This is a genomic window from Pseudomonas sp. YQ_5 (genome assembly GCF_043103305.1).
GTDB lineage: Bacteria > Pseudomonadota > Gammaproteobacteria > Pseudomonadales > Pseudomonadaceae > Aquipseudomonas > Aquipseudomonas putida_Y.
The window spans coordinates 16,753-29,782 of the sequence record NZ_JBICJS010000030.1 but is presented as its reverse complement, the minus strand read 5'-3'; the positions used below and the strand labels follow the sequence as shown (position 1 = coordinate 29,782).

The following is a 13,030-nucleotide window of genomic DNA, read 5'->3' as shown; positions in this document are numbered from 1 at the left end:
TCTTTCTGCTACTTCCCAGCTGCCGTGGCCAGCGGTCGGGCCGCTGGCGAAGGGTTTGACCCTCTGGCCGGTGTTGGCCCTTAAATCGGTGCGGTTTTCGCGGTGTTTGCCGGCCCTTAAACCCCGGTGATTTGGCCTCACACCATACGCATCTGGGTGTCAATGTTGATGGCTGGCAGGCCGATTTCAGTCAATCACTGGAGCTAGAATTGACAGTCAACCACCGTCGCACCCCGATTGAGCTAGGCCTTGGTTTTCCTGAGGGCAGGGGGTGTCAATCTTAAGAGCAGTCATTTGGTATGGCGTACTACTGGCCGGACGACCCTCTGGTGGCCGAGGCTACTGCGAGGGCCAAGCCGAGGGGGAGCTGATGCACAACACCGAGTGCGGCAGGCCCAAAAAATAACGCTCTGGCCACGCCGTGTCAGTGGTTGTGCGATTCATCGTATTGCCCCCGTCAGTGAAGCGTGATCTGCCTGCTTCAGCAGGAAGGTGATCACTTCGCCTTCCTCGACGTTGAGCAAGGCTGCCCACTCCCCACTCCTGTGCGGCGTATCCTCGACGGCGCCGACCCTGTAGCCTCGCTGGTCGCGCAGATGGCAGACAAGGCCTTCATCTGTCAGCGCCAGCGGCTCGATTTTCCAGTATTCGCTAACGTCTGCATGCCAGTAAAAGCCCAGATAGCCATTACGGCTGACTCCTAGCTTCTTGGTTTCCGGGCGCCCAGGCATGCTGATGCGGTAGTGCAGGCGATCGTTGGTCCGCGAGTGGTAATGAAAGTCCATCACCGGCGAGTCCTGCCTTCCCCCCGCCTGTAACCAGTCATCCTCGGGGGTAATGCCCCAGCCGAACTTGTCTGTACTGCGGCTGAGTCGCAGCGGGATGTCCCGGTGGCGGGCGCGCATGTACAGCTGGCCGCGAAATGAGCGGGCGTAACCGGCCTGAATGTCTTCGTTCATGGTGCACTCCTTGAATGGCGTTGAGGAAGTGCACTCTGGCGCCAGGGCTGGGCAGCCCGTCAGATCGAAAACATTCCCCGCTGGCCTCAGGTGCCGGCTTCACCTTCCAGCAACATGAACAGGCGATACAGCACCACCGTGCTGAACAGTTGCAGGAAGCCGCTGAGGCTGTCCATGGCCAGTTCCATCCCAGGTGATGGCTCGGGGAAGGCCATCAGCAGCAGCCCGTCGATCAGCCAGATCGGCGCCAGCACGCTTACAACGCAGATCATGATGCGCATGAAGTGCCCGGTGGTCATGCTTGCGCTTTCGCGCATCGCCTGCACCACCGGCCGGCCGCGCAGTACCAGCAGGTACTCGGCGAACACCAGGTTGATCATGATCCACACCCCCGGGAAGATGAACAGCGCAAGGCCGGCCATGATCAATAGCGAACTGATCAGGATCAGCAGGGCCAGTTGCGGCCACAGCTGCAGGGCGCGGGCGAACAGGTCGCGCTTGGCGATTTCCTGGCCGTTGCTGCGTGTGTCCAGGTACAGGATCAGGGCTGCGCTGTACAGCGGGTAGAACAACAGGCTGACCAGCATGCCGTAGGCCGGTGATGCCTGGTCGCCCATCTGCCGGTACAGCAATTGGGTGAGCAGGGCTTCCACCACCACCAGCGGCAGGCACAGCTGGAGGATGTTTGGCAGGTGACGGCGGAAGAAGTACAGGGAGTCGCGCAGAACGCTCAGCGGATTCATCAGTCAACATCGCATGGCAGTAAAAACAGGGGCCTAACTTTAGCCCAAAGCAGGCCTGGGGCTGTCACTTGCTGAAAAAAGTTTCACCGCAACAGTGATTGAATCCCGCGCCTGTACGCCCCATCTTTGACGCTGTCCGTTGTCCCGCTACCCCACGAGGTCGCCCCATGAACACTGAAGAACAAACCCTTATCGACGGCCTGTTCGGCCGCCTCAAGCAAGCCGAAGACCCGAGCCAGCCGCGTGACGCACAAGCCCAGGCGTGCATCGAGCAGCATGTGCGTCAGCAACCGGCAGCGCCTTACTACATGGCCCAGGCGATTCTGGTGCAGGAGGCCGCGATCAAACGCCTCGACGAACAGAACAAGCAGCTGCAAGCCGAGCTGCAACAGGCCCGTGCCCAGGCTCAGGCGGCACAGGCTGCCAGCAGTGCGCCGAGCAATGGCGGGGGTGGTTTCTTGTCCAGCATCTTTGGTTCGGGTGGGCGCAACGCAGCGCCGGCGGTGCAGCCACAGCGTCCTTCGGCGCCCCCGGTAGCGTCCGGTGGTGGCTGGCGCGAGCCGTCGGCCCCTGGTTTTGGCCAACCTCAGGCGCCGCGGCCTGGCTATGGCGCCGCGCCTGCGCGCAGCGGGGCCAGCAGCTTCCTTGGCGGGGCCATGCAGACCGCCGCCGGTGTGGCCGGTGGTGTGTTGCTGGCGCAGGGTATCAGCAGCCTGTTCAACCACAACTCGCAACCGGAAGAAGTGGTCGAGGTCATCAAGGAAGAGCCGGCGCCAGCCAGCGACAGTGGCGGCTGGGACGACCAGGGCGGGCAGCAGCAAGTGGCTGACAACGGTGGCTGGGGTAACGACCAGGGCAGTTACGCCGACAGTGATTATGGCAGCGATGATGGCGGGTTCTTCTCGGACGACGACTCTTACGTCTGACAGGTCTGGCATACTGCTGGCATTTCCGGGGGCGCTTTGCGCCCCTTCGCGGGCACGCCCGCTCCCACAGATATACGCGTGATACCTGTGGGAGCGGGCGTGCCCGCGAAGGGCTGCGGAACTGCCCCCCAGCACTCCAGGCCATAAATAAGGTTCCCAGGTGAAAAAGATCGCGTTGTTCGCCGATGTGCAGAACCTCTACTACACCGTGCGCCAGGCTCACGGCTGCCATTTCAACTACACCGCCCTGTGGGCCGACGTCAGCCGCGAAGGCCAGATCGTCGAGGCCGTGGCCTATGCCATCGACCGTGGCGACAGCAAACAGCAGCAATTCCAGCAGATCTTGCGCAACCTCGGTTTCGATGTGCGCCTCAAACCGTTTATCCAGCGCAGCGATGGCTCGGCCAAAGGCGACTGGGATGTGGGCATTACCCTGGATGTGATCGACGCGGCCAGCCGGGTCGACCAAGTGGTGCTGGCCTCCGGTGACGGTGACTTCGACCTGCTGCTGGAACGGGTAATCCAGCGCCATGGCACCGAAGCGGTGGTGTATGGCGTGCCGGGGCTGACGGCGTTGTCACTGATCCGTGCTGCCACCCGCTACGTGCCCATCGAAGGCGCGCTGTTGCTTAAACACTAAGGTCTTTTTCATGGAACGTATCGCTGTCATCGACTTTGAAACCACCGGCATTTCCCCCGCTACCGGCTGCCGTGCCACCGAGGTGGCGGTGGTAATGCTTGAGGGGGGGCGCATTGTCGAGCGCTACCAGAGCCTGATGAACGCTGGCGTGCCGGTGCCGGCCTTCGTCGCAGGGCTGACCGGCATCACCACCGCCATGCTGCGTAGTGCGCCGCCGGTGGACAAAGTGATGAACGAGGTGGCCGAGTTCGTTGGGAGCACCCCATTGTTGGCGCACAACGCTGCTTTCGACCAGAAGTTCTGGGACTATGAGCTGGGCCGTATTGGCCGCAGCCGCAGCCAGCCCTTCGCGTGTTCCTTGTTGCTGTCACGGCGCCTGCTGCCCGCGGCGCCAAACCACAAGCTGGGCACTTTGACGCGCTGGGCTGGGTTGCCTGCCACGGGCACCGCGCACCGGGCCATGGCCGATGCCGAAATGGCCGCCAACCTGCTGCAGCATCTGGCGGGTGTGTTGCACCAGGACCACGGGGTTCAGCAGCTCTCGCACGATCTGCTTTGCCGGCTGCAGAAAACCCCGGCTGCGAAGGTGCGCGAAGCGCTGGCCAAGTACCGTCAGGGCTAGCAGGTGATCGTCTGGGGTGTCGCCTACGCCGCACGCCCCCGAATTGTGCCGCTCATTTGCACCCGTTCTGTAACGTCCCTTCACCCAGGCAGGCCGTTAAACTGAGCCACCCGTAAACGGATTTCGAGTTTTCCCCATGCCTGCCTCCCGTCGTTTCCCGCTGTTGCTGATTGGCGCCTTCCTGGCCCTTTATCTGGTCTGGGGTTCCACTTACCTGTTCATTCGCATCGGCGTCGAGAGCTGGCCTCCGATGCTCATGGCCGGTGTGCGCTTCCTGATTGCCGGGGGCCTGCTGTACGGTTTTCTGCGTTGGCGCGGCGTGCCGGCGCCTACCTGGCCGCAATGGCGGGCGGCAGGGGCGATCGGTTTCTTGCTGCTCAGCTGTGGCAACGGCGGGGTGACCGTGGCCGAGCATGCCGGTGTGGCTTCGGGCGTGGCGGCTTTGGCGGTGGCGACGGTGCCACTGTTCACCTTGCTGTTCGGCCTGTTGTTCGGGCACCGTAATTCGAAGCTGGAATGGGCGGGGATAGCCCTTGGGCTGGTGGGCATCGGCCTGCTGAACCTGGGCTCCAACCTGCAGGCAAGCCCGATAGGTGCGGCGCTGATCATCTTCGCGGCGGCGTCCTGGGCATTCGGCTCGGTGTGGAGCAAGACCTTGCCGCTGCCCCAGGGGCCGATGGCCAGCGCAGCAGAAATGCTGGTCGGTGGTGCGGTGCTGTTGCTGGGCAGTGTGCTGTCGGGCGAACGCATGACCCAGCTGCCGACCGCCGCTGGCTGGGGTGCGCTGGCCTACCTGGTGTTCTTCGGTTCGATCCTGGCGTTCAGTGCCTACATGTACCTGCTCAAGCACGTGCGCCCGGCAGCGGCCACCAGCTACGCCTACGTCAACCCGGCGGTGGCGGTGCTGCTGGGTATCGTCTTTGCCGGTGAGCAGATTGGCGCTGAAGAGTGCGTGGCCATGGCCGTGATCATCGGCGCGGTGGTGCTGATCGGCCTGCCACAGTGGCGCAAGGCGCCTGTACCTGTGCCACCGTTGAAAGGTGAAATCTGCAAGTAGGCAGGGGCGATGCGGTAAACTTGCCGCCTTCGCTGAACCCCCTGACGGTATTGCCATGAATTTCGCCAAACTCGGCCTGATCGAACCGCTGCTGCGCACGCTGCAGCAACTGGACTACACCACCCCGACCCCGGTGCAGGCCAAAGCCATCCCCGCCGTGCTGGCCGGCCGCGACCTGATGGCCGCAGCCCAGACCGGTACTGGCAAAACCGCAGGCTTCGCCCTGCCTGTGCTGCAGCGCCTGGCGCTGGAGGGCGAGAAGGTGGCCAGCAATTCGATCCGCGCCTTGGTGCTGGTACCCACCCGCGAGCTGGCCGAGCAGGTGCACAACAACGTGCGCGAATACGCCGAGAACCTGCCGCTGAGTACTTACGCGGTGTATGGCGGGGTCAGTATCAACCCACAGATGATGCGCCTGCGCCGGGGTGTCGACCTGCTGGTGGCTACCCCTGGCCGCTTGCTCGACCTGTTCCGGCAGAACGCAGTGAAATTCAACCAGGTGCAGACCCTGGTGCTGGATGAAGCCGACCGCATGCTTGACCTGGGCTTTGCCGAAGAACTGCAGTCGGTGTATGCGGCACTGCCGCGCAAGCGCCAGACGCTGCTGTTCTCTGCCACTTTCTCTGATCAGATTCGCATGCTGGCGGGGCTGGCGCTGAATGACCCGCTCAGTATCGAAGTGAGCCCGCGCAACGCCACGGCCACCAGTGTCAAGCAGTGGCTGGTGCCTGTGGACAAGAAGCGCAAGGCCGACCTGTTCTGCCACCTGCTGCGCAAACAGCGCTGGAAGCAGGTGCTGGTGTTCGCCAAGACCCGCAATGGCGTCGACCAACTGGTGGAGCGCTTGCTGGCTGAAGGCGTGAATGCCGACGGCATCCACGGTGATCGCCCACAGGCGACCCGCCAGCGTGCGCTGGACAGCTTCAAGGCCCGTGAGGTGCAAGTGCTGGTGGCGACCGATGTGGCGGCCCGTGGCCTGGATATCGATGACTTGCCGCTGGTCGTCAACCTCGACCTGCCGATCGTTGCCGAAGACTACGTGCACCGCATCGGGCGTACCGGGCGGGCGGGCAACAAGGGCGAGGCGATTTCGCTGGTGTGTGCGGATGAAGTGCAACTGCTGGCGGCTATCGAGGTGCTGACCCGGCAGACACTGCCGCGTCATGAAGAGCCGGATTTCATCCCCGAGCACCGGGTGCCGATGACCGATGCCAGCGGGCAGGTTATCAAGAAACCGAAGAAGCCCAAGAAGCCGAAAGAAAACAGCGCCAAGCGCGGGCTGGGGCGTTGGATGGACAGCACTGAAGCCGGCAGCGCGGAACCGGCGGTGAAGGCTGTACGCAAGGTGCCGAGCTTCAATGGCGGGCCGCGCAAGCGTAAGCCTTGAGGTTTTGGGGCCGCTTTGCGGCCCCGCAATCCATCAGGCTGACCGCATCAGCCAGTTCGCCGCTGCCCGCCCGGCGCGCAAGCCGCTGGCAAAGCACGCCGTCAGCAGATAACCCCCGGTCGGCGCCTCCCAGTCCAGCATCTCGCCGGCACAGAACACCCCCGGCACGGCCTTGACCATCAACCCCTCATCCAGCCCCTCGAAGCGGACCCCGCCGGCACTGCTGATCGCTTCATCCAGCGGCCGCGTGCGTACCAGGGTGATGGGCAATGCCTTGATGGCTCGAGCCAAGGCATCAACATCGGTAAAGGTCGCCGGATCCGTCAGCTCGCGCAGCAGTGCTGCCTTGACCCCATCAATCCCCAGCTGGCTGTGCAGGTGCTTGGCCATGGAGCGTGAACCGCGTGGTTTGGCCAGTGCCTGGGCAATCTTGTCCACAGGCTTGTCCGGCAGCAGATCCAGCAACAACACCCCGCGGCCTTCACGGTGGATGGCCTCGCGTACCGGTGCCGACCAGGCATACACCAGGCTGCCTTCCACACCTTGAGCGGTGAGGATGAACTCGCCCTTGCGCGGTGCGCTGCCCGGGACGCTGAGGGCGATGTTCTTCAGCGGTGCGCCCGCGAACTTGTCCTTGAGCAGCGCGCTCCAGCCCTCTACTTCAAAACCGCAGTTGCTCGGCTGCAGGGGCGAGATATCCACAGCCCGCTCTGCCAGCAGCGGTTGCCAGCTGCCGTCAGAACCCAGGCGCGCCCAGCTGGCGCCACCCAGCGCCAACACCACGACCGAGGCGTTCACCTGCCGTTCGCCCTGTGGATAAGCAATTCGCAGGCTGCCATTGGTGTTCCAGCCCAGCCAGCGATGGCGGGTGTGGATAACTACCCCGTTGTCGCGCAGGCGCTTGAGCCAGGCACGCAGCAACGGTGCGGCTTTCATGTCGGTGGGGAACACCCGGCCCGAGGTGCCGACGAAGGTTTCGATGCCCAAGCCATGAATCCACTGGCGCAACGCGTCAGCATCGAAGTCGCGTAGCAGGGCCTCGATTTCGCCCTGGCGTTCGGCATAACGGGCCACGAACGCCGGGTAACGCTCGGAATGGGTGATGTTCATGCCGCCGACACCCGCCAGCAGGAACTTGCGGCCCACTGAAGGCATGGCATCGAACACCTCGACCGCCAGGCCTGCCTTGGCCAGTGCTTCGGCGGCCATCAGGCCGGCGGGGCCGCCACCGATGACGACAGCGGGGGGAGGGGATGCGGGGGTCAGATCGGGCATGGTGGGCAGCAGGCTGTGGAAAAGAGGCGCATTCTACCGCAGCGCTGCCCATGGAAGCACTGATCAAAAAATAGCCAGTGTTATGCAGGCCTTGCCAGTAAAGGGCTACAGCGCCTTTCGCGCAGGTTATCCACAAGCGGTTCCACAGTCATTGTGAACAACCTATGACACGTGCCGCGCTGTGGTGAAGGATGCCGTGGCGTCTGGCCAAGGCTGTGCGGTCCTTGCTGTAGCCTCCGCCGATCACGCCCATCACCGGGATATCGCGGCCCAGGCAATGGCGCAGCACGGCTTCGTCACGGGCGGCAACGCCTGCGTCGGTCAGCTGCAAGTAGCCCAGGGCGTCGTCCTTGTGCACATCGACACCGGCGTCATACAGCACCAGGTCGGGTTGATAAAGCGGCAACAGGTAGTTGAGGGCGTCGTCCACCACCTTCAGGTAGGCAGTGTCGCCCATGCCTCGTGGCAGGGGGATGTCCCAGTCGCTTTGTGCCTTGCGGGCGGGGAAGTTCTGCTCGCAGTGCAGCGACACGGTGATGGCCTCGGGCGTGTCGTGCAGGATGCGCGCGGTGCCGTCACCCTGGTGCACGTCGCAGTCGAAGATCAGCACCCGGTGTACCCTGCCTGCTTCCAGCAGGTAGCGGCTGATGACCGCCAGGTCGTTGAAAATGCAGAAGCCGGCGGGGTGGTCGTAATGGGCGTGATGGGTGCCACCGGCGAGGTGGCAGGCGATGCCATGCTGCAACGCCATCTCGGCAGTCAGCAGTGAACCGCCGACGGCGCGCACGGTACGCCGGGCCAGGGCCTCGCTCCAGGGCAGGCCGAGGCGGCGCTGGTCCTCGCGCGACAGCTCGCCGTTCATGTAGCGCTCGATGTAGCTGCGGTCATGGGCCAGGGCGAGGATGTCGTTGGGGCAGATGTCCGGGCGCAGCAGGGCCTGGTCGGTGGTCAGCCCGCTGCCGACCAGGTGGTCGTGCAGCAGTCGGAACTTGTCCATCGGGAAGCGGTGTTCAGCGGGGAACTCCGGGCTGTAATCTTCGTGGTAGATCAGCGGCAACGGCATGGTTGAGGTCGTAATCAGGGCCAGGTCCTGATCTTGCCATGGCCGGGCCAGCTTTGCTGCTCAATCGCCTGCACGGGATTGCTGTGGCCCGTATCACTTTGCGGCGCTGGCCAGTACCCGTTGCCAGTCCGGTTCGTTCAGGCGCCCCAGGATGCGTGCCTTGCCATTGCTATCCACCGATACGAACAGGGCGCTGGCATAGTTGCTTTGACGTTCGCCGCCGGCAACGTGCTGCTGGCGGGCAAAGTGGTCGATGCAGCCGTTGTGAGTCACCAGCACCAGGTTGTGGCCCGCGCGTTTGTGTGCAAGCGCTTCGTTGGCGAACTGGCTGTCGCAGCTTTCCAGCCAGTCTTCGCTGGCCACCACCTGGCCGAGGATGAAGTGCGCGGTTTGCCGGGTGCGCAGTTTCGGGCTGGTGAGCACATCTGCGTTGTTCAGGCCCAGCCGGTGCAGCCCCTGGCCAACGCGGGCAGCGGCCTGGCTACCGCTGAGGGTGATACCCGTGGGGTCGTCCAGGCAAGGGCCGGGGGCGCTGTCGCAGCGTTCAGCGTGGCGGATCATCACGATCACCGCACCTTCGGCCCAGTCCTGCAGCAGGCCGCTGTCACTCAGTTGTTGCTCGTTGCCAAGGTCCACGATATGCGTCCTCGTCGCCAGCCAGGTGGTCAACGCCGCCACGACCATGCACAGGCCCAGGGCGGCTCCGAGGGCTTTGCGGGTCAGGCGTCGCTTGCGCCGGGCGTGAATGGCAGAGTGCCCCAGGGTATTGCTCGATTGCATGCGTGGCTCCGTTGGCATGGCCGTGCTTGGCACGGCAGGGATGGCGGCATCCTGCCAAGTGGCCTGTCGGGGGCCGGTGAAGGGCGTGTGAAAATTGCATTTGGCTAGTGCCGGCTGGGTGAAACCCGCGCCCGCGCCTACGCTGTAAACTGCAACACGGCAAAACCGGAGCAGGCCCGATGACCCCTATTCTTGAACTGGAAAGCGCACGGCTGGTGCTGCGCCAATGGCATGACGACGACCTGCGCGAGTTCGCCGCGCTGTGCGCCGACCCGCAGGTAATGCGTTACTTTCCGGCGCCGTTGACGCGTCTTGAGGCCGCTGCGTTGATCGGCCGGGTGCGTGGGCACTTCAATGAATACGGTTTTGGTTTGTGGGCCCTGGAGCGCAAGGACAGCGGCGCGTTCATCGGCATGACCGGCTTGCTGCACGTGGGCTTTGACGCCGATTTCACCCCCGCCGTAGAGATTGGCTGGCGCCTGGCCCGTCGCCACTGGGGCCTTGGCTTTGCCAGCGAAGCGGCGTGGACCTGCCTGCGTTGTGCTTTTGCCCAATTGCGCCTGGAGGAGGTCGTGTCATTCACTAGCGAATGCAACCTGCCGTCGCAAAAGGTGATGCAAGCGATCGGCATGCAGCAGGACCCACACGGCAGTTTCGAGCACCCCCGCCTGCCCACTGGCCACCCACTGCGCCCGCATGTGTTGTACCGCATTGACCGCGCGCACTGGGAGCGCACCCTGCGCGCCTGAATGCACGGCCATGCCCGGCGCGAATGACAAACGCTGTATCATTTGCCTACTTGGAAGGCGCTTGCCCGTAACACGTTCAGCGCCTGTGAAATCGAGCGCCGCTCGGGCGGCGCATCGCGAGCTAGGCTCGCTCCTACGGAGATCCCCCGATGAGTCATGTGTTGGACGACCTGGTCGACCTGTTGAGCCTCGAATCCATCGAGGAGAACCTGTTCCGTGGACGTAGCCAGGACCTGGGCTTCCGCCAGCTTTACGGTGGGCAGGTGCTGGGCCAGTCGTTGTCGGCTGCCAGTCAGACAGTCGAGGACGCGCGCCATGTGCATTCGTTGCACGGCTACTTCCTGCGCCCGGGCGATGCCAGCCTTCCAGTGGTGTACTCGGTAGACCGCGTGCGCGATGGCGGCAGCTTCAGTACACGGCGGGTGACGGCGATCCAGAAGGGCCAGACCATCTTCACCTGCAGCGCGTCGTTCCAGTACGACGAGGAAGGCTTCGAGCATCAGGCGCAGATGCCTGACGTGGTCGGCCCGGAAAACCTGCCTACCGAGGTCGAACTGGCCCGTGCCATGGCCGACCAGCTGCCCGAGCGCATCCGCGACAAGGTGCTGTGCGCCAAGCCGATCGAGATCCGCCCGGTCACCGAGCGCGACCCGTTCAACCCCAAACCGGGCGACCCGGTGAAATACGCCTGGTTCCGCGCCGACGGCAACCTGCCTGACGTGCCTGCCCTGCACAAGTACATGCTGGCCTACGCCTCGGACTTCGGCCTGCTGACCACGGCGTTGCTGCCCCATGGCAAATCGGTGTGGCAGCGCGACATGCAGATCGCCAGCCTCGACCATTCGCTGTGGTTTCACGGCAACCTGCGCGCCGACGAGTGGCTGCTGTACGCCACCGATAGTCCCTGGGCCGGCAATTCCCGTGGTTTCTGCCGCGGCAGCATTTTCAACCAGGCCGGGCAGCTGGTGGCATCGTCGAGCCAGGAAGGCCTGATTCGCCATCGCAAGGACTGGGCATGAGCCTGGGCGAGGTGCGCAACTGGGTGTTCGACATGGACGGCACCCTGACCGTGGCCGTGCACGACTTCGCCGCCATTCGGGTGGCGCTGGACATCCCGGCCGAACACGACATCCTTACCCACCTGGCGGCCTTGCCGGCGGCAGAAGCGGCGGCCAAGCATGCCTGGTTGCTGGAACACGAAAGGGACCTGGCAACGGCTTCCACGGCGGCCACCGGGGCGGTGGAACTGGTGCGCGAGTTGGCCGAGCGCGGGTGCCGGCTGGGTATTCTGACCCGCAATGCGCGTGAGCTTGCGCATGTAACGCTGGAGGCCATCGGCCTGGCGGACTGCTTCCCGGTGGAACACATTCTCGGGCGTGACGAGGCTGCGCCCAAGCCGAGCCCGGATGGGCTGCTGAAGATTGCCAGCGCCTGGGGCGTGACACCGAGCGAATTGGTGATGGTGGGGGATTACCGCTTTGACCTGGACTGTGGGCGGGCTGCGGGGGCACGCACGGTGCTGGTGAACCTGCCGGACAACCCCTGGCCAGAGCTGGTGGATTGGCATGCGGCGGATTGCCGGGCGTTGAAGGTGATGCTGGGCTGACGCTTGTTTTGGCAATGCGGGCCTCTTCGCGGGCATGCCCGCTCCCACAGGTATTGCGCACCTCTCGGGGCCTGTGGTGCCCCTGTGGGGGCGGGCGTGCCCGCGAAAGGGCCGGATCTGTCTATGCTGAACCCCATTCTTTGCTCTGATACGGAGACCCACCCATGAGCAGCAAGGCCATCTACGTACAACCCGGCGGCGGCTACGACAAGGTCGAGGTCGGCACCTGCGAGGCCCAGGCCCCCCAGGCCGGCGAGATTACCGTGCGCCTGCACGCCAGTTCCCTCAACTACCACGATTTCGCCGTGGTCAGCGGCATGTGGGGCCCGAGCGAGCGACGCATCCCCATGGCCGATGGCGCCGGCGAGGTGGTTGCAGTGGGGGCTGGCGTCACTGAGTTCCAGGTCGGCGACAATGTGGTCAGCACCTTCTTCCCCGACTGGCTCGATGGCCAGGCCAATGTCGAGGGCTTTGCCGGGGTGCCCGGCGACGGCATCGATGGCTACGCCCGTGAGCAGGTGACCGCCCGCGCCACCGCATTCACCCTGGCACCCCAGGGTTTCAGCCATGCCGAGGCTGCCACTTTGACCACCGCCGGCCTTACCGCCTGGCGCGCGCTGATGAGCGATGATCACCTCAAACCCGGCGACACGGTGCTGGTGCAGGGTACCGGCGGTGTATCGATTTTCGCCCTGCAGTTCGCCAAGCTGGCGGGCGCGACCGTGATCGCCACCTCGTCCAGCGATGCCAAGCTGGAGCGCCTGAAGGCCCTGGGTGCCGACCACCTGATCAACTACAAGAGCACCCCGGCATGGGGTGAGAAGGTGCGCGAACTGACTGGCAACCGCGGCGTCGATCATGTGATTGAAGTGGGCGGCCCGGCGACGCTGGAGCAGTCGATGATTGCCGCGCGCATTGGCGGGCATGTTTCGCTGATCGGCATCCTTACCGGGGTGGCCGGGCAGTTGCCGCTGGTGCAGGCGCTGGTGCGGCAGATTCGGCTGCAAGGGGTGCTGGTCGGCAGCCGAGCGCAGCAGCAGGCGATGGTGCGGGCGATCGACGCCAACGGCCTGCGGCCGGTGGTAGACAAGCATTTCGAGCTGGAACAGATCGTCGAGGCGTTCCGTTACCAGGAGAGCAACCGGCACTTCGGCAAGATCTGCCTGACCTGGTGAAGTGAGGGCAGGGTAGCTGGATGTGACGGCCACCCTGCACGCCACTCT

14 protein-coding genes are annotated in these 13,030 nt (G+C 64.3%); 9 read left to right on the top strand and 5 right to left on the bottom strand.

Going from position 1 to position 13,030, the window contains the following annotated elements; all coding sequences use genetic code 11:
* Positions 1-440 precede the first annotated feature (440 nt).
* Both ACF8EA_RS05540 and ACF8EA_RS05535 read right to left on the bottom strand, forming a co-directional pair.
* Positions 441-959, bottom strand: coding sequence for a hypothetical protein (locus ACF8EA_RS05540; protein ID WP_392521251.1), 519 nt, complete (start codon positions 957-959; stop codon positions 441-443).
* Positions 960-1,045: 86 nt separating this feature from the next.
* Positions 1,046-1,702, bottom strand: coding sequence for a YciC family protein (locus tag ACF8EA_RS05535; protein WP_021784372.1), 657 nt, complete (start codon positions 1,700-1,702; stop codon positions 1,046-1,048).
* Positions 1,703-1,869: 167 nt separating this feature from the next.
* On the opposite strand from ACF8EA_RS05535, the gene ACF8EA_RS05530 reads away from it, so the two are divergent.
* The 5 genes from ACF8EA_RS05530 (at position 1,870) to ACF8EA_RS05510 (ending at position 6,334) form a co-directional block, all read left to right on the top strand.
* A complete protein-coding gene (locus tag ACF8EA_RS05530; protein WP_392521250.1) occupies positions 1,870-2,628 on the top strand; it encodes a DUF2076 domain-containing protein in 759 nt (252 codons plus the stop codon).
* A gap of 160 nt (positions 2,629-2,788) precedes the next feature.
* A complete protein-coding gene (locus ACF8EA_RS05525) occupies positions 2,789-3,268 on the top strand; it encodes an NYN domain-containing protein (protein ID WP_004576858.1) in 480 nt (159 codons plus the stop codon).
* Positions 3,269-3,278: 10 nt separating this feature from the next.
* On the top strand, positions 3,279-3,890 hold the full coding sequence (locus tag ACF8EA_RS05520) for a PolC-type DNA polymerase III (protein WP_084851506.1): 612 nt from the start codon (positions 3,279-3,281) through the stop codon (positions 3,888-3,890).
* A 136-nt stretch (positions 3,891-4,026) separates the two neighbouring features.
* Positions 4,027-4,947, top strand: coding sequence for a drug/metabolite exporter YedA (gene yedA, locus ACF8EA_RS05515; RefSeq protein ID WP_084851508.1), 921 nt, complete (start codon positions 4,027-4,029; stop codon positions 4,945-4,947).
* 55 nt (positions 4,948-5,002) lie between these two features.
* Positions 5,003-6,334, top strand: a complete 1,332-nt coding sequence (locus ACF8EA_RS05510; protein ID WP_012053786.1) for a DEAD/DEAH box helicase — start codon at positions 5,003-5,005, stop codon at positions 6,332-6,334.
* Positions 6,335-6,367: 33 nt separating this feature from the next.
* Here the strand turns inward: ACF8EA_RS05510 and ACF8EA_RS05505 are convergent, their stop codons facing one another.
* The 3 genes from ACF8EA_RS05505 to ACF8EA_RS05495 form a co-directional block, all read right to left on the bottom strand.
* Complete coding sequence (locus ACF8EA_RS05505) at positions 6,368-7,609, bottom strand: TIGR03862 family flavoprotein (RefSeq protein ID WP_392521249.1); 1,242 nt, start codon at positions 7,607-7,609, stop codon at positions 6,368-6,370.
* 148 nt (positions 7,610-7,757) lie between these two features.
* Entirely contained in the window at positions 7,758-8,672 is a 915-nt protein-coding gene (locus ACF8EA_RS05500) for a histone deacetylase (protein WP_004576004.1), read from the bottom strand.
* 93 nt (positions 8,673-8,765) lie between these two features.
* A complete protein-coding gene (locus ACF8EA_RS05495; RefSeq protein WP_392521248.1) occupies positions 8,766-9,452 on the bottom strand; it encodes a histidine phosphatase family protein in 687 nt (228 codons plus the stop codon).
* Between the two features lie 179 nt (positions 9,453-9,631).
* Between ACF8EA_RS05495 and ACF8EA_RS05490 the strand changes: the two genes are divergently transcribed.
* From ACF8EA_RS05490 to ACF8EA_RS05475, 4 genes are all read left to right on the top strand, one after another.
* Positions 9,632-10,201, top strand: coding sequence for a GNAT family N-acetyltransferase (locus tag ACF8EA_RS05490; protein WP_021784365.1), 570 nt, complete (start codon positions 9,632-9,634; stop codon positions 10,199-10,201).
* A 149-nt stretch (positions 10,202-10,350) separates the two neighbouring features.
* Complete coding sequence (tesB, locus tag ACF8EA_RS05485) at positions 10,351-11,220, top strand: acyl-CoA thioesterase II (protein WP_003249851.1); 870 nt, start codon at positions 10,351-10,353, stop codon at positions 11,218-11,220.
* Entirely contained in the window at positions 11,217-11,807 is a 591-nt protein-coding gene (locus ACF8EA_RS05480; RefSeq protein WP_021784364.1) for an HAD family hydrolase, read from the top strand. Before tesB ends, ACF8EA_RS05480 begins: the two co-directional genes overlap by 4 nt.
* A gap of 164 nt (positions 11,808-11,971) precedes the next feature.
* On the top strand, positions 11,972-12,982 hold the full coding sequence (locus ACF8EA_RS05475) for an NAD(P)-dependent alcohol dehydrogenase (protein ID WP_028697637.1): 1,011 nt from the start codon (positions 11,972-11,974) through the stop codon (positions 12,980-12,982).
* Positions 12,983-13,030: the final 48 nt, after the last annotated feature.